This is a genomic window from Stenotrophomonas sp. TWI377 (genome assembly GCF_039674525.1).
Classification (GTDB): domain Bacteria; phylum Pseudomonadota; class Gammaproteobacteria; order Xanthomonadales; family Xanthomonadaceae; genus Stenotrophomonas.
On record NZ_JBDJNT010000004.1, the window covers coordinates 101472 to 123202 of the forward strand.

At 68.2% G+C, this 21731-nt stretch carries 17 protein-coding genes; 10 read left to right on the forward strand and 7 right to left on the reverse strand.

From position 1 onward, the window contains the following. Positions 1-30: 30 nt before the first annotated feature. Both groL and ABE546_RS06145 read right to left on the reverse strand, forming a co-directional pair. The gene (gene groL / locus ABE546_RS06140) at positions 31-1680 is read right to left on the reverse strand and encodes a chaperonin GroEL (RefSeq protein WP_019183552.1); all 1650 of its coding nucleotides are present in this window, start codon (positions 1678-1680) and stop codon (positions 31-33) included. Positions 1681-1771: 91 nt separating this feature from the next. After that, positions 1772-2059 (reverse strand): co-chaperone GroES, encoded by a 288-nt coding sequence (locus ABE546_RS06145; protein WP_019183551.1) that lies wholly within the window; start codon positions 2057-2059, stop codon positions 1772-1774. A 293-nt stretch (positions 2060-2352) separates the two neighbouring features. Here ABE546_RS06145 and ABE546_RS06150 point away from each other — a divergent pair, with 293 nt between their 5' ends. The 5 genes from ABE546_RS06150 (at position 2353) to ABE546_RS06170 (ending at position 10131) form a co-directional block, all read left to right on the forward strand. Then, positions 2353-4137 carry an endonuclease gene (locus tag ABE546_RS06150; RefSeq protein ID WP_346462950.1) on the forward strand — a complete coding sequence of 595 codons (1785 nt, stop codon included), beginning with the start codon at positions 2353-2355 and terminating at the stop codon, positions 4135-4137. Positions 4138-4209: 72 nt separating this feature from the next. After that, positions 4210-4548 carry a divalent-cation tolerance protein CutA gene (cutA, locus tag ABE546_RS06155; protein WP_019183549.1) on the forward strand — a complete coding sequence of 113 codons (339 nt, stop codon included), beginning with the start codon at positions 4210-4212 and terminating at the stop codon, positions 4546-4548. Beyond that, positions 4548-6911 carry a protein-disulfide reductase DsbD domain-containing protein gene (locus ABE546_RS06160; protein ID WP_346462951.1) on the forward strand — a complete coding sequence of 788 codons (2364 nt, stop codon included), beginning with the start codon at positions 4548-4550 and terminating at the stop codon, positions 6909-6911. Before cutA ends, ABE546_RS06160 begins: the two co-directional genes overlap by 1 nt. After that, the gene (locus ABE546_RS06165; protein WP_346462952.1) at positions 6908-7468 is read left to right on the forward strand and encodes a TlpA disulfide reductase family protein; all 561 of its coding nucleotides are present in this window, start codon (positions 6908-6910) and stop codon (positions 7466-7468) included. The genes ABE546_RS06160 and ABE546_RS06165 overlap by 4 nt, the downstream gene beginning before the upstream one ends. A gap of 146 nt (positions 7469-7614) precedes the next feature. Continuing rightward, on the forward strand, positions 7615-10131 hold the full coding sequence (locus tag ABE546_RS06170; protein WP_346462953.1) for a sulfite reductase flavoprotein subunit alpha: 2517 nt from the start codon (positions 7615-7617) through the stop codon (positions 10129-10131). A 15-nt stretch (positions 10132-10146) separates the two neighbouring features. On the opposite strand, the gene ABE546_RS06175 is transcribed toward ABE546_RS06170, so the two are convergent. Beyond that, positions 10147-12780 carry an excinuclease ABC subunit UvrA gene (locus tag ABE546_RS06175; protein ID WP_346462954.1) on the reverse strand — a complete coding sequence of 878 codons (2634 nt, stop codon included), beginning with the start codon at positions 12778-12780 and terminating at the stop codon, positions 10147-10149. Positions 12781-12853: 73 nt separating this feature from the next. Next, positions 12854-15415: a methyl-accepting chemotaxis protein gene (locus tag ABE546_RS06180; protein WP_346462955.1), complete on the reverse strand. Its 2562-nt coding sequence runs from the start codon at positions 15413-15415 to the stop codon at positions 12854-12856. Between the two features lie 391 nt (positions 15416-15806). Between ABE546_RS06180 and ABE546_RS06185 the strand changes: the two genes are divergently transcribed. From ABE546_RS06185 to ABE546_RS06195, 3 genes are all read left to right on the forward strand, one after another. Beyond that, positions 15807-15950, forward strand: a complete 144-nt coding sequence (locus ABE546_RS06185; RefSeq protein WP_179459899.1) for a hypothetical protein — start codon at positions 15807-15809, stop codon at positions 15948-15950. Continuing rightward, positions 15947-16150 carry a hypothetical protein gene (locus tag ABE546_RS06190; RefSeq protein WP_313209021.1) on the forward strand — a complete coding sequence of 68 codons (204 nt, stop codon included), beginning with the start codon at positions 15947-15949 and terminating at the stop codon, positions 16148-16150. Before ABE546_RS06185 ends, ABE546_RS06190 begins: the two co-directional genes overlap by 4 nt. Positions 16151-16225: 75 nt before the next feature. Further along, entirely contained in the window at positions 16226-16795 is a 570-nt protein-coding gene (locus tag ABE546_RS06195) for a nuclear transport factor 2 family protein (RefSeq protein ID WP_346462956.1), read from the forward strand. A 26-nt stretch (positions 16796-16821) separates the two neighbouring features. On the opposite strand, the gene ABE546_RS06200 is transcribed toward ABE546_RS06195, so the two are convergent. Next, the gene (locus ABE546_RS06200; protein ID WP_346462957.1) at positions 16822-18021 is read right to left on the reverse strand and encodes an MFS transporter; all 1200 of its coding nucleotides are present in this window, start codon (positions 18019-18021) and stop codon (positions 16822-16824) included. Beyond that, a complete protein-coding gene (locus ABE546_RS06205) occupies positions 18021-19229 on the reverse strand; it encodes an MFS transporter (RefSeq protein WP_346462994.1) in 1209 nt (402 codons plus the stop codon). Before ABE546_RS06205 ends, ABE546_RS06200 begins: the two co-directional genes overlap by 1 nt. A gap of 111 nt (positions 19230-19340) precedes the next feature. Between ABE546_RS06205 and ABE546_RS06210 the strand changes: the two genes are divergently transcribed. Then, positions 19341-19934 (forward strand): TetR family transcriptional regulator, encoded by a 594-nt coding sequence (locus ABE546_RS06210; protein ID WP_346462958.1) that lies wholly within the window; start codon positions 19341-19343, stop codon positions 19932-19934. Between the two features lie 250 nt (positions 19935-20184). Here ABE546_RS06210 and ABE546_RS06215 read toward each other — a convergent pair whose 3' ends face one another. Beyond that, positions 20185-20565: a helix-turn-helix domain-containing protein gene (locus tag ABE546_RS06215; protein WP_346462959.1), complete on the reverse strand. Its 381-nt coding sequence runs from the start codon at positions 20563-20565 to the stop codon at positions 20185-20187. Positions 20566-20648: 83 nt separating this feature from the next. Between ABE546_RS06215 and ABE546_RS06220 the strand changes: the two genes are divergently transcribed. After that, positions 20649-21716, forward strand: coding sequence for an SDR family oxidoreductase (locus ABE546_RS06220; protein ID WP_346462995.1), 1068 nt, complete (start codon positions 20649-20651; stop codon positions 21714-21716). Positions 21717-21731: the final 15 nt, after the last annotated feature.

Sequence of the window (21731 nt, forward strand, 5' to 3'; positions counted from 1 at the left end):
ATGTGTGCCGACCGTAGGCCGGCCTCTACATCAGAAGTCCATGCCGCCCATGCCGCCCATGCCACCCATGCCGCCGCCAGCTGCGCCAGCGCCGTCATCCTTCTTCGGGGCTTCGGCAACCATCGCTTCGGTGGTGATCATCAGGCCGGCGATCGAGGCAGCGTTCTGCAGCGCCGAACGGGTCACCTTGGTCGGGTCCAGGATGCCGAATTCCAGCATGTCGCCGAACTCGCCGGTGGCGGCGTTGTAGCCGAAGCTGCCGGTGCCTTCCTTGACCTTGTTGACGATCACGGACGGCTCTTCGCCAGCATTGGCCACGATTTCGCGCAGCGGGGCTTCCATCGCGCGCAGGGCGATCTGGATGCCGTGGTTCTGGTCTTCGTTGGCACCCTTCAGGCCGCTCAGCGCGGTGACCGCACGGACCAGGGCAACGCCGCCGCCCGGGACCACGCCTTCTTCAACGGCTGCACGGGTCGCATGCAGGGCGTCGTCGACGCGATCCTTCTTTTCCTTCATTTCGATTTCGGTCGAGGCACCGACCTTGATCACGGCAACGCCGCCGGCCAGCTTGGCCACGCGTTCCTGCAGCTTTTCACGGTCGTAATCGGACGAGGTGTCTTCGATCTGGGTCTTGATCTGGGTGACACGCGCTTCGATGTTGGCCTTCTCGCCGGCGCCATCGATGATCGTGGTGTTTTCCTTGGAGACCTGCACCTTCTTGGCGCGGCCCAGGTCCTTGATCGTCGCCTTTTCCAGCGACAGACCGATTTCCTCGGAGATCACGGTGCCGCCGGTCAGCACGGCCATGTCTTCCAGCATCGCCTTGCGACGATCGCCGAAGCCCGGTGCCTTGACGGCCACGACCTTGACGATGCCACGGATGGTGTTGACCACCAGGGTCGCCAGCGCTTCGCCTTCGATGTCTTCGGCGATGATCAGCAGCGGCTTGCCGGCCTTGGCGACGCCTTCCAGCACGGGCAGCAGGTCGCGCACGTTGGAGATCTTCTTGTCGTGCAGCAGCACGTACGGATCATCCAGGTCAGCGGTCTGCGACTGCTGGTTGTTGATGAAGTACGGGGACAGGTAGCCACGGTCGAACTGCATGCCTTCGACGACGTCCAGCTCGTTGTCCAGGCCCGAGCCTTCTTCAACGGTGATGACGCCTTCCTTGGTCACGCGGCGCATCGCTTCGGCGATGATGTTGCCGATCGACTCGTCCGAGTTGGCCGAGATCGTGCCGACCTGGGCAATGGCCTTGTCGTCAGCGGTCGGCTTGGAGATGTTCTTCAGCTCGGCGACGGCGGCGATCACGGCCTTGTCGATACCGCGCTTGAGGTCCATCGGGTTCATGCCGGCAGCAACGGCCTTGGCGCCTTCGCGGATCAGGGCCTGGGCCAGCACGGTGGCAGTGGTGGTGCCGTCGCCGGCGTCATCGTTGGTGCGCGACGCGACCTCCTTCACCATCTGCGCGCCCATGTTCTCGAACTTGTCAGCCAGTTCGATTTCCTTGGCGACGGAGACGCCGTCCTTGGTGATGGTCGGCGCGCCGAAGCTCTTTTCGAGCACGACGTTGCGGCCCTTCGGGCCCAGGGTAGCCTTGACGGCATTGGCGAGAACGTTGACGCCGCGCACCATGCGGGCGCGGGCGTCTTCACCGAAACGAATATCTTTGGCAGCCATTGCGATTACCTTTTTATGTAGAGCCGGGCCATGCCCGGCTGCTTGAACGGGAGGAAGTGCGGAAGCGCCGGCACAGGGCCGGCCGCATCACTCAGCCGACGATGGCGAGGATGTCGTCTTCGCGCAGGACCTTGAACTCGACGCCTTCGGACTTGTAGCTGCTGCCGGCGTACTGGCCGTAGATGACCTTGTCACCGACCTTCAGCGACGGCGCGCGCACGCTGCCGTTGTCCAGGGGCTTGCCCGGGCCGACGGCCACGACTTCACCCTTGGTCGACTTTTCCTTGGCGGAATCCGGAATCACGATGCCGCCGGACGAGATTTCGTCGGCTTCGATCGGCTTGACTACGACGCGGTCATGAAGCGGCTTGATGCTCATGTGAGACCCTTTTAAGTTGTTGATTGGTCTAGGAAAGTCTGGCGATGTTAGCACTCGCACAGGGCGACTGCCAGCCACGCTCACGAAAAAACCCGACGGTGCGGGACAGAGCAGAGATGGTGCTGGCCCCATCCCTTTCAAGGGCAGGCGACCGGTTTTTTTTGTCGATCCGGGCCCACGCGTGAATGTTTGACGCAGTTCTCAATGCGAAAGGTCGAATCCGACAGACCAATCGATGTGTCATCTGGATTGCGTAGATTCGAGCGGCACTGACCAATCACAAGGAGCCGTAGATGAGGTTGCTGACGCCGCTGTCCCTGGCCTGCCTGCTGGTGCTGGCCACCAGCCCGGCCCGGGCCGATGTATTCATCAATGAACTGCATTACGACGACAGCACCCCGGCCGGAGACGTCGGCGAGGCGATCGAAGTGGTCGCCACCGCCGGTGAAGACCTGTCCGGCTACCGGCTCTATCTCTACAACGGCAGCAACCCTTCAGCCGCCGCGGTCTACGCCAGCAACGCGGTCCCGGCCGGCACCGCCAGCTGCGGCAGCGCCCGGCTGGCCACGGTCAGCTACCCGACCAACGGGATCCAGAACGGTCCCAACGACGGCATCGCCCTGGTCGATCCCAGTGGCAAGGTGGTCCAGTTCCTCAGCTACGAGGGCACCATCACCGCCGCCGGGGGTCCTGCGGCGGGCCTGACCAGCCAGAACCTCCCGGTCAGCGAGACCAACAGCACCGCCCCGGGCACCTCCCTGCAGCTGACCGGCACCGGCAGCCAGTACGCGCATTTCACCTGGGCCGAATCGGCCACACAGAGCTTCGGCGCCTGCAACCACGGCCAGACCTTCAGCGGCGGCGGCCCGACCGGCCCGAATACCGCGCCCTCGGTCACCGCCACCACCCCCGAGCAGGGCGCCAGCACCTTCCCGGCCGCCGCCGACCTGAGCGTCACCTTCAGTGAGCCGGTCACCCTCGCCAGCGGTGCCTTCGCGCTGAGCTGCGGCCAGTCCGGCACGGTCGTCCTGAGCCACCCGACCACCGGTACCCGCTTCACCCTGGCCACCAACACCGCGCTGGTGGCCGGTGAAGCCTGCCGCTTCGACATCCGCGCCACCCGCGTGAAGGATGCCCAAGGCGCCCGCCCGGCCGCCGATACCCGCATCGCCTTCACCGTGGCCACCGCCACCACGCCCGATCCGGGCAACCCCGGCACGCCCGGCGAGTACTACGCCCGGGTCAACACCTCCACCCCCAGCCAGTTGCGCTGCTCGCTGCACGAGACCATCAAGGGGCACACCGCCTACCCCTACAGCGGCTCGGGCACCAGCACCTGGACCATTCTGGAAATCGCCGACGAAGATCCCAACAACAGCGGCAAGATCCTCGATGCCTACCGCAACCGCAGCTACACCAAGGTCAGCGGGCGCGCAGGCACCGGCAGCGGGCTGACCTACAACCGCGAGCACACCTGGCCCAACTCGCTGGGCTTTGCCAGCACCACCGGCGACAAGGGCCTGCCGTACGCGCCGTATACCGACACCCACATGCTGTACCTGACCGATGCGCAGTGGAATGCGGACCGCGGCAACAAGCCGTTTGCCAAATGCGACAGCAACTGCGGTGAACGCGCGACCGAGGCCAACAATGGTTTCGGCGGCGGCAGCGGCGGCTACCCGGGCACCTCCAACTGGGTGCGCACGCCGGATGGCAATGGCGGCTCGTTCGAAGTGTGGGGCCACCGCAAGGGCGATATGGCGCGTGCGGTGATGTACATGGCGATCCGTTATGAAGGCGGTAAAGATGCCAAAACCGGGCAGTCCGAGCCGGACCTGGAGTTGACCGACGACCGCAGCAGGATCGTCAAAACGTCGGCCTCGCCGGCTTACATGGGCCTGCTCTCGACCCTGATCGACTGGCACCTGTCCGACCCGCCGGACGCGGCAGAACGCGCTCGCAACGAGGTGATCTTCAGTTTCCAGGGCAACCGCAATCCGTTCATCGACCACCCGGAGTGGGCCACCCCGACGCTGTTCACCTCGGCCAAGCCGACCACCTGCCAGCTGGCCAACTGAGCCCGGCCGACCGGCGCCCCCTCGCGGCGCCGGTCGGACCATTGACCTCTGGCGGTCCTATACTCGGCGGTCATGTCGATTGCCGATCCCGTCTTCCTGCTGTTCACCACCTGCCCCGACGTGGCCTGCGCCACGCGGCTGGCACACGCGCTGGTGGACGAACGCCTGGCAGCCTGCGTGACGCGCCTGGACGGGGCGCATTCGACCTACCGCTGGCAGGGCGAGGTCACCGAGGACCACGAGGTCCAGTTGCTGATCAAGACCACCGGCAGCCGCCTGGACGCCGCGATCGCGCGCGTGCAGGCCCTGCATCCGTATGAACTCCCCGAGTGCATCGCGGTCGAAACCCGCGCCGGCCTACCGGCGTACCTGGATTGGATTCGGGCGCAGACCCGTGAGGAAAGTGATTGATGACGCTGTTTCGTCGTGTTGCCGCGCTGTGCGCGTTGCTCGTGGTCTCCCTGCCGGTCTGGGCGGTCAGCGAAAAGGACCTGCTCCCGGTCGATGAAGCCTTCGGGCTGACTGCGCAGGCGCGTGACCGCGATCGCGTGGAGATCAGCTGGAAGATCGCCCCGGGCTATTACCTGTATCGCCACCGCACCACGGTCAAGGCCGATGCCGGTTTCGACGCCGAGGCGTTGCAGCTGCCAGCCGGCAAGAAGCATCACGACGATTTCTTCGGCGAGGTGGAGACCTACCGCGAACGCCTGACCGGCGTGCTGCCGGGCAAGGCTGCCGACGGCACCGACACCGTGACGCTGGAAGTGCGTTACCAGGGCTGCGCCGATGCCGGCGTGTGCTACCCGCCGCAGAAGCGCACGCTGCAGGTGAAGCTGCCGGCCGGTGGCAGCGGCGCTGGCACCGCCCCGACCGCCGCCAGCGCTGCCGCGTCCCCGTTCAACACCCCGTTGGCCGGCAACACCGGCAGTGGCCTGCGCCTGCCCGGCACCAGCAACACCCAGGCGCTGCCGCTGCCGTCCGAGCGCGCCTTCGGCTTCGATGCGATCGTCGGCGATGGCAACACCGTGCTGCTGCGTTTCACCCCGGCACCCGGTTACTACCTGTATCGCGACCGCACTTCGCTGGCACTGGAAGGCGCGCCGGGCATCCGCGCGGACAAGCCGACGTGGCCGGCCGCCAAGTCGCATCGCGATGAGCATTTCGGCGATGTGGCGGTGTATTTCGACCAGATCGACGTGCCGCTGCCACTGCGCCGCAGCACGGCCAACGCCACCGATGCCACGCTGGTGATCACCTTCCAGGGCTGCCAGACCGATGGCATCTGCTACCCGCCGATGACGCGCCGGGTGAAGTTGGCGCTGCCGGCCGGCACGATCAATGCCAAGGCCGATGAGGTCGCGCAGAAGACCGAGGTCATCGCGCCCCTGCCCAATCGCGATAAACGGGCACAGGCCCGCGGTGATGCCGGCACCGGCAGCCAGCCGATGCTGATCCGCCCGAACGAACCCGCGCTGGCCGTGCCGGGCGACACCGCCGCCACCCCGGATGCCAGCGCCGACAACGCGCAGCGCACCCCGCCGCCGGTCGCCCCGGCCGCCGCGCCGGGCAACCTGCTGGTGCTGCTGCTGTTCGCCGTGGCCGGTGGCCTGATCCTCAATCTGATGCCCTGCGTGCTGCCGATCCTGTCGCTGAAGGTGCTGGGCGTGGCGCAGAGCGGCGAGAGCCGTCAGCGCGCGCGCAGCCATGCGCTCTGGTACACCGCCGGCGTGCTGGTCGCCTTCGCCGCCATCGGTGCACTGGTGATCGCGCTGCGTGCGGCGGGCCAGGCCGCGGGCTGGGGCTTCCAGCTGCAGCACCCGTGGTTCATCGCCGCGTTGGTGTATCTGATGTTCGCCGTTGGCCTGAGCCTGTCGGGTGTGTTCACCCTGGGCGGCAGCATGGGCGGTGTCGGCCAGTCGCTGGCCTCGCGCAGCGGCCCGGTCGGCGATTTCTTCACCGGCGTGCTCGCCTGCGTAGTGGCCAGCCCGTGCGTGGCCCCGTTCATGGGCCCGGCCCTGGCCTACGCCTTCGCTGCCCCCGGCCTGCAGGCGATGCTGGTATTCCTGGCGCTCGGCCTGGGCCTGGCCCTGCCGTTCCTGCTGATCGGTTTCGTGCCCTCGCTGGCCCGCCGCCTGCCGCGCCCCGGCGCGTGGATGGAAACGCTCAAGCTGGTGCTGGCCTTCCCGATGTACGGCACCGCGATCTGGCTGCTGTGGGTACTGGGCAAGCAGCGCGGCGTGGACGCGATGGCGCTGGTGCTGGGTGGCCTGGTGATCCTGTCGCTGGCGCTGTGGTGGTTCGAGCGCAGCCGCTGGCGCAGTCAGCGTGTGGGCGGCCTGTTGGCCCTGCTGTTGGTCCTCGGCGCGCTGTACCCGATCTGGGGCGTGACCCGCATGGCGCCGCCGGCCAAGGCCGCGCAGGCGGCCAGCGACAACGTGGTGGAGTACTCGCCGCAGATGCTGGACCGGCTGCGCCAGGACAACCGCGTCGTGTTCGTCAACATGACGGCCGACTGGTGCGTGACCTGCAAGGCCAACGAGCGCGCCGTGCTGGGCACCAACGCGTTCCAGGACACCCTGCGCCGGACCAACGCGGTGTACATGCGCGGCGACTACACCAATGTCGACCCGCAGATCACCGCGTTCCTGGATGAGCACAAGGCCGTCGGTGTGCCGCTGTATGTGGTCTATGGCCCGGGCGCACCGCCGACCGTGCTGCCGACGGTACTGACCCAGGCGCTGGTGGAAGAAGCGCTGCTGCGGACCGCGCGATGAGCCTGCGGCCACCACGCCGGACGGTCGTGGTGGTCGTGATCGCGGCCGTGCTCGGGATCGGCGCCGGCGTCTGGTTCGCCGGGCATGACGAGCGCCCGGCCAAGGCCCCGCCACCGCCCCGGTCGGTGGTGGTCGCCGCCCAACCGGGTGATCCGATGCCGGCGATCACCCTGCCGGACCTCCAAGGGGAACCGCAGGACCTGGCCAGCTTCCACGGGCGTCCGCTGCTGATCAACGTCTGGGCCAGCTGGTGCGGCCCGTGCGTGGAGGAAATGCCCGCGCTGACCGCCTTTGCCGATGCCCAGGGCGCGACCGGCGTGCAGGTGCTCGGGCTGGCGCTGGATACGCCCGAGGGCGTGCGCGATTTCCTGACCCGCATCCCGGTCGCCTACCCGATCGTGCTCGATACCCCCGGCCCAGCCGACGCCAGCGTGCGGCTGGGCAATGCACAGGGCCTGCTGCCGTATTCAGTGCTGGTCGATGCGCAGGGGCGCATCGTGAAACAGAAGCTGGGGCCGTTTGCGGCCGGTGAGATCGAGGCCTGGGCACGGCACTGACGCCCGGGGGATCGGTAACGGTTTGATAGGGATGCCGCGCTGGCCCGCGTTGGGCTATTGACCGCCCCTGCCCTGCACCCAACAATGACGAGATCCATTCTCATCTACAGCCGGGCCTGCTTCGCCTTGCCGCCGGAACCGCCCGCATGTTGAAGACCGTTGTTTTCCAGCTGCACTGGCTGTTGGGCATCACTGCCGGCACCGTGCTGGCGGTGATGGGCCTGAGCGGGGCCACGCTGGCCTTTGAAGACGAGATCATGCGCGCGGCCAATCCTGCGCTTGCGCAGGTCGTGCAACGCCATGCGGCCGGCGAGCAGCCGCTGGCGCTCACCGCGCTGTTGCCGCGGTTGCAGCAGGACATGCCACAGCCGTTGCAGCGGCTGCGCGTGGATGCCACCGGGCAGCGCCTGTCGGTCGCGCGTTTCGACGGCGGCCAGGCGAACTGGCGCCACTTCGATCCGTACACGGGTACCGTGCTGACCGAGCTGAAGGGGCTGGATTTCTTCGCCTTCGTCGAAGACCTGCACCGCCACCTGGTCAGTGGCGAACGCGGCAGCCTGATCACCGGCAGCTGCGCGATCGCGCTGGTGTTCTTCTGTCTGTCCGGTCTGTATCTGCGCTGGCCGCGACGCTGGTGGCACTGGCGCACCTGGCTGGCGGTGGAGTGGTCGCGCAACGGGCGCAGTTTCCTGTGGAGCCTGCACTCGGTGGTCGGCACCTGGGTCCTGCTGGTCTACCTGATGATCGCGCTGACCGGGCTGTGGTGGTCGTTCGACTGGTACCGCAAGGGCGCCACCACGCTGCTCGGCGGGGCAGACGCAGAGCAAAGCGAGCGGCGCGCCAGCCGCGGCCCGCTGGATCTGGGCAAGGTGCAGGCGACGCTGTACGGCCTGGAGGGTGTGCGCCGCGGCTACATCGATCTGCGCTTCCCGGCCACACCGGGCCGCCCGCTGACCAGCCGCGTGCAGGGCGGCGATGCCGCCCATGACCGCGCGCAGGATATCGTCCAGCTGGATCCGGCCACCGGTGCCCTGCTCGCCTACGCGCCGTACCGCGCCAGGAATGCCGGCGGCAAGATCATCGTCAGTGTGTTCGCATTGCACTCGGGCAGCTTCTTCGGGCTGCCGGGGCGGGTCATCGTGATGCTGTCCAGCCTGGGCATGCTGGTGTTCTTCATCACCGGCTGGATGCTGTATCTGGACCGCCGCCGCAAGAAGCGCGAGGTGCGTGCCTCACGGCTGCCTCTCGCGGCGGCCGTCGGCACCGGGCAGCCGTGGCTGGTGGCGTTTGCCAGCCAGAGTGGTTTTGCCGAACAGCTGGCCTGGCGTACGGCGGCGCAGTTGCAGGCGGCTGGCCTGCCGGTGCACGTCCGGCCGCTCGCGCAAGTGGATACGGCGTTGCTCGCGGACACGGACAAGGCCTTGTTCGTCATCAGTACGTTCGGCGATGGCGAAGCGCCGGATGCGGCGCGTGCGTTCGAGCGACGGGTAGTGGCGCAGTCCACCGCGCTGCAGGGCCTGGCGTACGCCGTGCTCGGGCTCGGCGACCGCGAATACCTACGCTTCTGCGGTTTCTCGCGACAGGTGGACAGCTGGCTGGTGGCGCAGGGTGCGCAACGACTGTTCGCCAGCATCGAGGTGGACCGCACCGATGCCGTGCCGCTGGCGAACTGGCAGCAGCAGCTGGGTGTGCTGACCGGGGTGGAGGATCACACCCCGCTGCCGGCACCGGTTGAACTGCACCCTTGGGCGCTGGATGCGCGCGCGCAGCTCAATCCGGGCAGCGCCGCCGGGGCGATCTGGCAGGTGTCCCTGCGGCCGCCGGCGCACGCGCACTGGCAGGCCGGCGACATCCTGGAGATGGCGCCGCGCCACGCGCGTGCGCATGTGCTGTCGGTGCTGGCTCGCAACGGTCTGGATCCGCAGGCGCCGGTGACGGTCGATGGACGCATCACGGCATTGGTCGAGGCCGCTGCCGCGCGTGTGCTGCCTGAGACAGCGGAGGCAGTGGACGCCGCTGCAGCACCCGATGCTGCCCGCTGGCTCGCACGACTGCCTGCGCTGCCGCATCGCGAATACTCGATCGCCTCGGTGCCCGGCGATGGTGCCGTGCAGTCGGTGATCCGCCTGACCGATCTGCCCGACGGCCGCCACGGACTGGGCTCGGGCTGGTTGTGCGTGCATGCCAGGGAGGCAGACAACATTCATGCCCGCGTGCGTCGCAACACCGGCTTCCATCGCCATCCCGAGCACGCCCCGATGCTGCTGATCGGCAACGGCACCGGCATCGCGGGTCTGCGCAGCCTGCTGCGTGAAGCCGACGCGCAGGGCGATCGCGGGCATTGGCTGGTGTTCGGCGAGCGCACCCGCGCGCACGATTTCCTGTACCGCGAGGAGATCGAGGCGTGGCGGGCGCAGGGTCACCTCAGCCGTGTGGACCTGGCGTTCTCGCGCGATCCGGACGGCGGCGGCTATGTGCAGGACCGCCTGCGCGCCGCACCGGAGGCACTGCGGGCGTGGGTGGACCTGGGCGGCAGCCTCTACGTATGCGGCTCGTTGCACGGCATGGCCGAAGGCGTCGATGCCGTGCTGCGCGAGGTGCTCGGCAACGATGCCGTGGATGCCCTGCTCGACGACGGACGCTACCGCCGCGACGTGTACTGAGGTGCACGGCGCCGCTCAGGGAAACCAGCGGCGCAGATAGCGCGCGGTGGCGCCCTGCCTGGCGCGACTGACCTGGGCCGGCGTGCCTTCGGCGACGATCCTGCCGCCCTCCTCGCCCGCGCCCGGCCCCACATCGATCACCCAGTCCGCGTCGGCGACGACACGCAGGTCGTGCTCGACCACCACCACCGTGTTGCCGGCGTCGACCAGGCCGTGCAGCTGCGTCATCAGCTTGTCCACATCGGCCGGATGCAGGCCGGTGGTCGGCTCGTCCAGCACATACAGGCTGTTGCCGTGCTGGCTGCGCTGCAGCTCGGTGGCCAGCTTGATCCGCTGCGCCTCCCCACCGGACAATTCCGTGGCCGGCTGGCCCAGACGCAGATAGCCCAGGCCGATATCCCGCAGCAGTTGCAGCGGCCGCTGCACGGGCGGCTCGTCGGCGAAGAACGCCAACGCCTCCTCCACCGTCATCGCCAGCACCTGCGCGATGTTGCGGCCGTTCCATTGCACCTCCAGGGTCTTGGCGTTGTAGCGCTGACCATGGCAGGTCGGGCACGGCGCATAGACGCTGGGCATGAACAACAACTCGACGTGGACGAAGCCCTCGCCCTCGCAGGTTTCGCAGCGGCCTGCCGCGACGTTGAAGGAGAAGCGGCCGACGGTGTAGCGGCGCGCCTTGGCCGCGCGCGTGCCGGCGAACAGACGGCGCACATGATCGAACAGCCCCGTATACGTGGCCAGGTTGGAGCGCGGCGTGCGCCCGATCGGCTTCTGGTCGACGTTGACCAGGCGCTTGATCGCCTTGGCCCCGTTCAACCGGCCACGGGTCCGTTCGATGCGGCTGGGCTGCGGCAGCTCGCTGTCGAGCTCTTCGATCACCGGCTCCTGCCCCAGGTGCTCGCCGACCAGCTCGACCAGCGCCTGGCTGACCAGACTCGACTTGCCCGAGCCGGAGACACCAGTCACCGCCGTGAACGCCCCAAGCGGAAAACGTGTATCCACGCCATGCAGGTTGTTGCGGTGAACGCCCTGCAGGCCCAGCCAGCCGGACGGCGCTCGCGGCGTGCGGCGCGGGCCGGCACCGTTCTGGAACAGATACGGCGCGGTGACCGAGGCCTCCACCGCGCGCAGCCCCTCCGGCGGACCGCTGTAAAGCACCTGGCCGCCGTGCTGGCCCGCACCGGGGCCGACATCCACCAGCCAGTCCGCACGGCGCAGCATCTCCAGATCATGCTCCACCACGAACAGCGTGTTGCCGCCGGCCTTGAGCTGGGCCAGTGCGTCGTACAGGGCCTCGCCATCGGCCGGATGCAGGCCGGCGGTGGGCTCATCGAGCACGTACACGACGCCGAACAGGCTGGAGCGGATCTGCGTGGCCAGACGCAGCCGCTGCAGTTCGCCCGGCGACAAGGTAGGGGTCGCGCGGTCCATCGACAGATAGCCCAGCCCCAGCGACTGCAACGTACCGATCCGCTCGACCAGATCGTGCGCGATGCGCTGGGCCGCGATGCGCTTTTCCTCGGACAGATCCGGCGTCCTGCGTACGTCGCTGCCGCCGGCGTGCGCGTTGCCACCGGCGGCCACGCGCTTGGCCGTGGCCTGGCGGCCGGCGCGGCGGCTGCGGGCGGCAGTGGCCGCCGGCGCCTCGAAGTGGCCCTCCGCTGCCGGTCGCAGCGCCTGGGCCATGGCACTGAGCGGCAGCTGTGAGAGTGTGCCGATATCCATGCCCGCGAACGTGACCGACAGCGCTTCGCGCTTCAACCGGCGGCCATCGCAGACCGGACACTCGGCGCCGATCATGTAGCGCGCCACCCGCTTCTTCATCATCGCGCTCTGCGTGGTGGCAAAGGTATGCAGCACATAGCGGCGGGCACCGCTGAAGGTGCCCATGTAACTGGGCTCCTCCTTGCGACGCACGGCGGCGCGGGTTTCGGCCGGAGTGAAGCCGGCATACACCGGCACCACCGGTTGTTCCTCGGTGAACAGGATCCAGTCGCGCTGCTTTTTCGGTAGATCGCGCCAGGGAACATCCACGTCGTAGCCCAGCGTGACCAGGATGTCGCGCTGGTTCTGCCCGTGCCACGCCGGCGGCCATGCGGCGATGGCGCGCTCGCGGATGCTCAGCGACGGATCGGGCACCATCGATTGTTCAGTCACCTCATACACGTAGCCCAGGCCGTGGCAGTTCGGGCAGGCGCCCTGCGGCGTGTTCGGCGAGAAGTCTTCGGCGTACAGCATGGGTTGCTTGGCCGGATAGGTACCGGCGCGCGAGTACAACATCCGAAGCAGACTCGACAGCGTGGTCACGCTGCCGACGCTGGAGCGCACGCTGGCGGTGCCGCGCTGCTGCTGCAGGGCCACGGCCGGTGGCAGCCCTTCGATCGCATCCACATCCGGCACGCCGACCTGGTCGATCAGCCGCCGCGCATAGGGCGACAACGACTCCAGGTAGCGCCGCTGTGCTTCGGCATACAGCGTACCGAACGCCAGCGAGGATTTGCCCGAGCCGGAGATGCCGGAGAACACCACCAGCGCATCGCGCGGGATGTCGACATCCACGTTCTTGAGGTTGTGTTCGCGTGCGCCCCGGACGCGCACGAAGGTATCCGGGGCAGTAGAGGGCGACGGCCGGCGCGTGGAGGTCTTCATGGATGAACAATAGCGAACCACAGCGTCGGCTCACTGCCGGTGAAGACCCGTGAGTGCGGTGTTGACGCCGGCCTCAAGCCGTCGCCCGCACGCGCGCGCACGGCGGTGCAGTCATGACGAAGGCATCCACCGCCTCGCCCAGCAGGGAGGCCTGGCGATCCAGCGCGCGCGCCGAGGCCGAGGCCTCCTCCACCAGCGCCGCATTCTGCTGGGTGCTGCCATCCATCTGCAGCAACGTCTGGCTCACCTGCTCGATGCCCGCGGTCTGCTGCTGCGACGCGGCCGAAATGCTGGCCATGATCGATGTCACCCGCTGCACGCTGCCGACGATCTCGCCCATGGTCGCGCCTGCGCTGTCGACCTGCCGGGTACCCGCATCAACGCGCTCGACCGAGGCTTCGATCAGCTGCTTGATCTGGCGCGCGGCGTCGGCACTGCGTTGTGCCAGCAAACGCACTTCGCTGGCTACCACCGCGAAGCTGCGCCCCTGCTCGCCTGCCCGCGCCGCTTCCACGGCGGCGTTCAGGGCCAGGATGTTGGTCTGGAACGCGATTCCGTCGATCACCCCGGTGATCTCCCCGATCCGCCGCGAGGACAGGGCGATATCGGCCATGGTGGTCACCACCTGCGCCACCGATTCGCCGCCGCGGGCCGCAACCTCGGCCGCACGTATCGCCAGCTGGTTGGCCTGCTGCGCCGAATCCGCGTTCTGCCGCACCGTGGCCGCGAGCTCCTCCATCGAGGAAGCGGTTTCTTCCAGATGCGCCGCCTGGCGCTCGGTGCGATCGGAGAGGTCGTGGTTGCCGGCGACGATCTCGCCGGCGGCATGGTTGATCGCCACCGAGGCCTGCTGGATGCGCGCGACGATGTCGGTCAGCTGCATCACCGTGGCATTGGCATCGTCACGCAGGCGCGCGAACACACCGTGGAAATCGCCCTGCATGCGTACGCGCAGATCGCCCTGCGACAACGCCGAGAGCAGCCCCTGCAATCCGGACAGGTTGCTCTGGAAGGTATCGAGCAGGTGGTTGATGCTCAGCGCCAGCGTCTTTACGAAGCCCTGCTTGTCCTCGACCGCGATCCGCCCATGCAGTTCGCCCCGCGCGGCCGCATCGACCAGCGCGGCCACCTCGTTCTCCACGGTGGTTTCCAGCGCGCGGCTGCGCCACTCCACCGCCGCCCCCAGCAGCTGGTCGTGCTCCACGATCGGGGTGATCACCAGCTGGTAGCGGACGCCTGCGTGCTCGATGTCCCGGCTGGCACGCTGGCCGCGCTGCAGCCTCGGCAACAGGCTGGCGAAGGCCGGATGCAGGGCGGCCGCCGGTTGGCCGCTCCAGTCCGCGTGCGTGAGCTGCAGTTCGGTGAGCAGCGCCTGGTTGAGGAAGCCGATCCGCCCCTCGCCGTCGAGCACCATCACGCCGGTCTGCGCACTGTCCAACGCCTGGCGGGCGCGGGTGTTGTCGCGCGCGACGGCGCGCTCGGCCTCGATCCGCTCGCGCAGCCGTTGCTGCATGTGGCGCAGGCGCGCGGCCAGCTGGCCGATCTCATCGTGCGGATTGTGGATGGTCAGCACGGTGTCGAGCCGGTCATCGGCGATGTCCTCGGCAAAGCGCAGCGTGTCGCGGATCGGTTGACGGACCGCGCGCAGCACCAGCAGCAAGGTGGCGATCAGCACCACCGCCACCAGCAGCAGGGTAAACGCGAATACGACCCCCATGGTGCTGGCCCGCGCGGCCTGTCGCTCGCGTGCCGCGGCCAAGGCCCGCGTCTGCGCCTGTTGCAGCGCCTGCAGCCCGGGCCCGATCTGGGCCGCGGTCTCGGCCAGTGACTGCGCCTCCACATCCAGCCCGATGCGGGCGGCGGTGTAGGCCAGCAGCGCCCCTTGATACGCCTCCATCTGCCTTCGCAGCGCTTCCTGCGTTTCTGCATCCAGGCGCGCCTGCGCCAGGGACAGATCGAACGGCAGCTTCTGTTCGCTGGCACGATCGGTGTGCGCCGCATCACCGGTGAGCAGCAGCAGGCTTTCCTCGCGCCGCATCTTCTGCAGCTGGGCGATCACCACCGGGCGCGCGCTGGCCTCGACGCTGGCCTCCAGCGTGGCAGCCGCCGCCTCCAACTGCGCACGCAGGCCAGCATCGCCGCGCCCCATCTCATCCACCCGGGCATTCAATGCGCTGATGCCCTCGGCGAAGTCACCCGCGCGGGAAGCCAGCTCGCGCAGCGCCCCGGCGCTTCCGGCATCGTGGGGATCGCGCTGCAGCTGGCCCAGGGTCGCCTGCAGGCGCTGCTGCGCGGCCTGCAACGCCTCGCGATCGCTGTCATCGAAGGTGCTGGCATACCGTGTCTGCAGGCGCCGCGCATCGGCGATCTCGGTCGCCAGCGTGGCCGCCAGTGCGGCCTCCTGCCGGCGCGCGGCGAAGGTTTCGGCTGCACGCTCGGTATCATGGCGCGTCCAGCCGTAGACGACGGCGACCGCAAACAGGCCCAGACCGCAGATCAGCAGGCTGGCCCTGAGTTTCTGTGCCACGCTGAGGCGGCCGAGCGCGGCCAGCCGGGTCGGCTGGGCGAGACGGAAGCGGAACCGATCGCCCAGACGGGCGACGAACAACGACAGGCGACGGGGGACGACCGACATCACGCACTCCAGGCGGAAGGACGCACCGGTATCGGCGGGACCGCGCTGAACTTGAGGGCCGATCTCACTGAGCGCCCCTGGCGTCGCCAGTGGCTCCCGTTGTAAGGGCGCCAGACGACGACGTGATGACGGTCAGGCGACGAGCGCCGGGCGGCTCGGGGTATCCCTCGCCGGGCGGTGGCATGCGTCGTCTTGAACGGGCGGGTTGCAGCAACACCGGGATCACACCCGCTGAACGTGCGACAGTGAAGGAAGGGACAGCGCCTTCACGGCGATTGCGCTGAACTAGCGCTGGGATCGCGGCCGGGGCCGCTGCAGGATCCGGTGCGCGCCACCGCACCTTGGGCCGATCACGACGCACCAACGCCATACCGCACGGAGAGAGACCGCCATGAATGCCGCCTTCAAGATCTTTCTGCTCGCCGGTGCACTGCTGTACGGCCTGCCGGGGCTGGTGTGGTGGGTGAACCATCGGCGCGCCAAGCGGGCGCGGCTGGCCCAGGGCGTGGTCAGCGTCGAGGCCCGCGCGCCATGAGCGGCGGCACCGGGACGAGCGCGGCAACGCACCTGACCGACGAACAGCGGCAGATCCTGCGCGACATCAACGCCACGCGTCCGGTCAGCGATGAAGCCGCCAACTGGGCGGTCAAGGCCGGCTACGCGGCCCAGGCGGAAGACGGCGACATCGATTTGACCCAGGCTGGCCGCCAGCGGGTGGATTCCAGCACGCTGTAACACGCCGGAGCCATGTGCGTTCTGCCGTGCCCACAGGTCATCGTTCCGAATGACACTTGAAGGACGCCCCGGCCCATGCGAAACCTGGCGCCCGCTCTGGTCCGATTGAAGCAGGCACCCCCGATGACACACTGCCCCACCGCTTTCGCCGCCCTGCTCGTGGCTGCCGGCATGCTCGCGCCCCTGTCAGCGTCCGCTGGCGAGGAGGCCGTGGAGGCAGCCACCCTCACGCGCACCATCACCGCGTTGGATGACCAGGTCTTCGACGCGTACAACCGCTGCGACCTGGAGACCTTTGCCCGCTACTTTTCGCCGACCGTCGAGTTCTATCACGACAGCGGCGGGGCCAGCTTCGATCGCGACACGGTGGTCTCCAACACGCGCAAGTACATTTGCCACAAGGTCCGCCGCGAACGGGTTCCAGGGACGCTCAAGGTCTACCCGATCAAGAACTTCGGCGCGATCGAGGAAGGCGAGCACCGCTTCTGCGAGGTGGCGACCGGTCACTGCGAAGGCAGTGCGAAGTTCGTGATGGTCTGGCAGCACAAGGACGGGCAATGGCAGATGACCCGGGTGCTGAGCTACGGCCATCGCGCGTTGACCGAGGCTGAAAAGGCGGCGCTGCAGACGACGGAAACCAGATAGCGCCGGGGAGGATTCGGGCCACCCTGTCACGGTGCGCGCGAAGGCATGCCGGTGTCCCGCTGCGTCCATTCCATCCGGCGGCCAGCAAGGCACACCACCCCTGCCGCGACCGCGAAGCCACCGGTGAGCCAGAGATTGGCGGTCAGACCGAGCCGATCCAGTGCTTGGCCGCCCACCCACGCCCCGGATGCGATCCCGACATTGAAGGCACCGACATAGAGTGCGGAGGCGATTTCCATCGCCCTGGGCACGGCCTTCATCATCCACGTCATCAAGCCCACCGATACCCCGCCGTAGGCCAGCCCCCACGCCAGCAGCGCGACGGCACCGCCCAGGCGCGACTCCCCGAGGGTCAGGAACAGCGAGGGCGCCAGCACCAGACCCGCCGCGATCAGCGACACCGTCAGCCTGGTACGTCGTGCTGCCGCGATGCCGGCAAGGAAGTTGCCGGCCATGCCCGCGGCGCCGTAGCCGAACAACAACAGCCCCACCCAGCGCGCGTCGAATCCCGAGACCGACATCAGCAGCGGCCGAACGAACGTAAAGGCGATGAAGTGCCCGGCGACCAGCAGGAAGGTCAGCATCAACCCAAGCTGCAGCCCGCGGTTGCCCAGTTGCTGACCGAACTGGCGCACGCTGGTCGTGCCGGACGGCGGCAGCCCGGGCATCACGGCCAGGTGCAGGGCAAGGACGGCGGCCCCCAGCAGTGCCATGCTGCCGAACGCCCAACGCCATCCCAGCAGCTCCCCGATCAGCGCGCCAAGCGGAACGCCCAGCACGGAAGCAGCCGCCACGCCGCCAAAGATGAGCGATGTGGCCAGGCCTACCGATCGCGTTGCCACCAGCCGCACCGCCAGCCCGCCGGCAATGGCCCAGATGCCGCCCATGCACAGCCCGACCAGCACGCGGGCCGCCAGCATCCAGCCCAGCGTGGGGGCGAAAGCCGTACCCAGGTTGGCGATCACCAGCAGACCCAGCAGCCCGCACAGCAGCGAGCGTCGATCCACGCTGCCGGTGCTGATCACCACCAGCGGTGCGAAAAGCGCTGCCAGCAGTGCGGGCAACGAGATCATCAGGCCCGCAGTGCCGGTGGCGGTGTCCAACGCTTCGGCGATCGGGGTCAGCAGGCCGACCGGCAGCATCTCCGTGGTGACGACCGAGAAGGTGGCCAGACTGACCGCGGTGACCGCCCACCACGGGTGGCGCGGTGTGGATTGCGCCTGCATCAGCAGATCCCCAGGTGGCGTGGCTCACGCGGACGCAACACGCCGTGCGCGAACGCCGCCGCCAGCAGCACCGCTCCTCCCGCACACAAGGCAACCAGGTACCCGGCGCGTGGCCCGTGTGCATCCACCCCGTAGCCGGCGATCGCCGCGCCCAGCGCCACGCCCACGTTCAGCGCCGCCAGCAGCCAGGTCATGCCCTCGGTGAGCTGGCGCGGCGGGACCTGTTGCTCGATCAACGACATCGCCACGATCATCGTCGGGGCGAAGAACACACCCGCCGCGAAGACCGTCACGGCGAGTGCGGCGATGCTTCCCACCAGCAGCAGCGGCAATGTGGTCAATGCGGTCGCGATCCCGCCCAGCAGCAACAGGCGGCGCAGTGGCGTCTGCAGCTTGAGCGCACCGAACAGTACCCCGGCCAGGCAGGAGCCGGCGGCATACGCACACAGCACGACGCTGGCGGCGGCGGGCTGCCCCACGTGCGCGGCGAAGGCGACGCTGACGATATCGACGGTGCCCACGATCACGCCCATCGCGACCATCAACACGGCCAGCCACCGCACGCCCGGCAGACGGATGACGGACGCAGCAGGTGTGGCATGGGGTAGTACGGCCTCGATCGGGGGCTCGGTTCGGCGCTGCGCGATCAACGCAAGCGCGCCGATCGGCAGCAGCACGGTAGCGGCGAGGACACCCGCCTGCGGAAACAGCGAGACCGCCAGGCCGATCGATAACGGCGGCCCGACGATGAAGGTGACCTCATCGAACACGGTTTCCAGCGCGTACGCGGTCTGCAGGCGCGACTGTCCGCGATAGATCGCGGTCCAGCGCGCGCGCACCATGGCCGACATGCTGGGCATCGCCCCGGCCAGCAGTGCCCCGAGGAACAGCACGGCCGCCGGCGCTTCCCACCACGAGGCCGCCAGCAGCATCAGCAGGCCGATCACGCTGACGCCGGTGGCCATCGGCACGACACGGCGCTGTCCATGCCGGTCCACCAGACGGGATACCTGCGGCGACAGCAACGCATAGGTCAGCACGAACGTCGCGGCTACCGCGCCGGCCAATGCATAGCTGCCGCGCACCTGGGCCAGCAGCGTGATGAGGCCGATGCCGGTCATCGGCAAGGGCAGCCGCGCCAGCAGCCCCGCCAGCGCAAACCCGGTGGTACCGGGCGCAGCGAACAACTCTCGATAGGGACGGGTCACAGCGCGTTTCACTGGTTTTCCACCTTTTACATACACAACGTATGTTTAAAATCCTATATACATACGCTCCGGATGTAAACAGCGGTCCGCCCCGCAAGCAAGGAGATATCGATGGCCCGTCGCACCCGCGCCGACATGGAGCAGACCCGCGCCACGCTGCTGGCGACGGCCCGCGTGGTCTTCAGCGAGCGTGGCTACGCCGAGACCTCGATGGACGACCTCACCGCGCAGGCCGGGCTCACCCGTGGCGCGCTGTATCACCACTTCGGTGACAAGCAGGGCCTGCTCGCGGCCGTCGTCGATGAGATCGACGCTGAGATGGACGACCGCCTCAAGGCGATCTCCGACGCCGCCGAGGATCCCTGGACGGGCTTTCGTCTTCGCTGCATGGGGTATCTGGAGATGGCCCTGGAGCCGACCATCCAGCGCATCGTCCTGCGCGATGCGCGGGCGGTGCTCGGCGGCGCCTCGCCGGAATCGCAGCGCCACTGCATCGATTCCATGCAGCGCCTGCTCGCGCACCTGATCGATCAGGGCGTGGTCGCCGAGGCCCATCCGCAGGCCCTGGCCTCGCTGGTGTACGGCAGCCTGGCCGAGGCCGCGTTCTGGATCGCCGATGGCGATGATGGCGATGCGCGGCTGGCACAGAGCGTGGCGGCGCTCGACCTGCTGCTGCGTGGGCTGCGGGTCACCACACCGCACTGACCGCTCATCCGGTCAGGCCGCCATTGGATCCGGTCCCTGACCGCAGGTCATATATCGCTCCCTGTGGCCGCGAGGCCGACGCGTTCTTCAAGGGCGCGTCCGGCACCGACGCTTTACTCGGTCGCGCAAGGAAGGCGATCAGCGCGAACAGCGACCAACCCAGCACGTTCAGGAGCCAGAACCTGAGGGTCACCGCATCGATCAGCTGGAGGGGAGCCGTACGCTGCCCGATCCGGCTGGCACGTCCCGCTCAGCGCCGCCGTGACGTCGCGCGCGGCTGCAGCGCATCCAGGGCGCCGGCATTGCGGCGCGCCCAGTCGTAGATCAGTTCGATCGGTTCGACCAGTTGCCGCCCCAGTGGGGTCAATGTGCACTCCACCGAGGGCGGCACGGTGGGGTACTCGGTGCGCAGCACGATCCCCGCATGCTCCATGTCACGCAGCGTCTGGATCAGCATCTTCTTGGAGACGGCCGGCAGGCTGCGGTGCAGCGCGTTGCTGCGGGCAATGCCGTCATGGCGCACGGCCAGGGTGTGCAGCACCATCGAGGTCCACTTGGTGCTGAACAGCTCCAGCACCCGCCGGGGGGCGCAATCCTCTCGCCAATGCGCTTCGGGAGTACCCGTTTTCATGTGTGGTTACCGTTTGGTGCCTTCTTTCGAGGCGTACCTCGATATCCTAAGGTGTGCGCCTGTAAAGCAATGAAAGAGGCGACATCGTGAAGCAGAAAGCGTTGGTGGTCGGTGCAACGGGCATCGTGGGCAGTGCACTGATACAACGACTGCTGCAGGAGGGCTGGGATGTCCACGGCCTGGCCCGTCGGCCCGATTCGCTGCCCGCCGGCGCCCACGGCGTCTGCGCCGACCTGCGCGATGCGCAGGCCACGCGCGCCGCGCTGTCCGGACTGGCCCCCACGCACGTGTTCATCACCACCTGGTCCCGGCAGGCCAACGAGGCCGAAAACATCCGGGTCAACAGCGCGATGGTGCGCCATCTGCTGGATGCACTGCAGCCAGCCGGCAGCGTGCAGCATGTGGCACTGGTCACGGGCCTGAAGCATTACCTGGGACCGTTCGAGGCGTACGCGCAGGGCAACCTGCCGCAGACGCCCTTCCGTGAAGAACAACCGCGCCTGCCCGTGGACAACTTCTACTACGCACAGGAAGACGAGGTGTTTGCCGCCGCCGCGCGCGATGGCTTCCACTGGAGCGTGCATCGCCCGCATACCGTGATCGGCGCAGCGGTGGGCAATGCCATGAACATGGGCACCACGCTGGCCGTGCATGCCACCCTGTGCCGCCACACCGGGCGCCCGTTCCAGTTCCCCGGCTCCCTCGCGCAGTGGGATGGGCTGACCGACATGACCGATGCCGGACAGCTGGCACGGCACCTGTTGTGGGCGACGCAGACCCCGGCCGCCGCCAACCAGGCCTTCAACGTGGTCAATGGCGATGTGTTCCGCTGGCGCTGGATGTGGGGCCGGATCGCCGCGTGGTTCGATATCGAGGCCGTGCCGTTCAGTGGTCAGGTCCGTCCGCTCGCCGAGCAGATGGCCAATGATGCCGCGCTGTGGTCGTCGCTGGCCGCCACCCACGGCCTGGCCGAGTCTGACATTCACCAGCTGATCTCGCCCTGGCACACCGATGCCGATCTCGGGCGCCCGCTGGAAGTGGTGACGGACATGTCAAAGAGCCGCCGGATGGGGTTCCTGGATTACCAGCCCAGTGACGATGCGTTCTTCGCGCTGTTCACGCGGCTGCGGGCGGCGCGGTTGATTCCCTGAGGCGCTGCCGCGCAG

What these genes read in the sequence shown, in the direction of transcription:
- ABE546_RS06200 (WP_346462957.1), bottom strand. Translation starts at nt 18,021, where the DNA reads ATGCAGGCGCAATCCACACCGCGCCACCCGTGGTGGGCGGTCACCGCG.
- ABE546_RS06145 (WP_019183551.1), bottom strand. Translation starts at nt 2,059, where the DNA reads ATGAGCATCAAGCCGCTTCATGACCGCGTCGTAGTCAAGCCGATCGAA.
- ABE546_RS06185 (WP_179459899.1), top strand. Translation starts at nt 15,807, where the DNA reads ATGAATGCCGCCTTCAAGATCTTTCTGCTCGCCGGTGCACTGCTGTAC.
- ABE546_RS06210 (WP_346462958.1), top strand. Translation starts at nt 19,341, where the DNA reads ATGGCCCGTCGCACCCGCGCCGACATGGAGCAGACCCGCGCCACGCTG.
- ABE546_RS06195 (WP_346462956.1), top strand. Translation starts at nt 16,226, where the DNA reads ATGCGAAACCTGGCGCCCGCTCTGGTCCGATTGAAGCAGGCACCCCCG.
- ABE546_RS06170 (WP_346462953.1), top strand. Translation starts at nt 7,615, where the DNA reads ATGTTGAAGACCGTTGTTTTCCAGCTGCACTGGCTGTTGGGCATCACT.
- cutA (WP_019183549.1), top strand. Translation starts at nt 4,210, where the DNA reads ATGTCGATTGCCGATCCCGTCTTCCTGCTGTTCACCACCTGCCCCGAC.
- groL (WP_019183552.1), bottom strand. Translation starts at nt 1,680, where the DNA reads ATGGCTGCCAAAGATATTCGTTTCGGTGAAGACGCCCGCGCCCGCATG.
- ABE546_RS06165 (WP_346462952.1), top strand. Translation starts at nt 6,908, where the DNA reads ATGAGCCTGCGGCCACCACGCCGGACGGTCGTGGTGGTCGTGATCGCG.
- ABE546_RS06160 (WP_346462951.1), top strand. Translation starts at nt 4,548, where the DNA reads ATGACGCTGTTTCGTCGTGTTGCCGCGCTGTGCGCGTTGCTCGTGGTC.
- ABE546_RS06190 (WP_313209021.1), top strand. Translation starts at nt 15,947, where the DNA reads ATGAGCGGCGGCACCGGGACGAGCGCGGCAACGCACCTGACCGACGAA.
- ABE546_RS06180 (WP_346462955.1), bottom strand. Translation starts at nt 15,415, where the DNA reads ATGTCGGTCGTCCCCCGTCGCCTGTCGTTGTTCGTCGCCCGTCTGGGC.
- ABE546_RS06175 (WP_346462954.1), bottom strand. Translation starts at nt 12,780, where the DNA reads ATGAAGACCTCCACGCGCCGGCCGTCGCCCTCTACTGCCCCGGATACC.
- ABE546_RS06150 (WP_346462950.1), top strand. Translation starts at nt 2,353, where the DNA reads ATGAGGTTGCTGACGCCGCTGTCCCTGGCCTGCCTGCTGGTGCTGGCC.
- ABE546_RS06215 (WP_346462959.1), bottom strand. Translation starts at nt 20,565, where the DNA reads ATGAAAACGGGTACTCCCGAAGCGCATTGGCGAGAGGATTGCGCCCCC.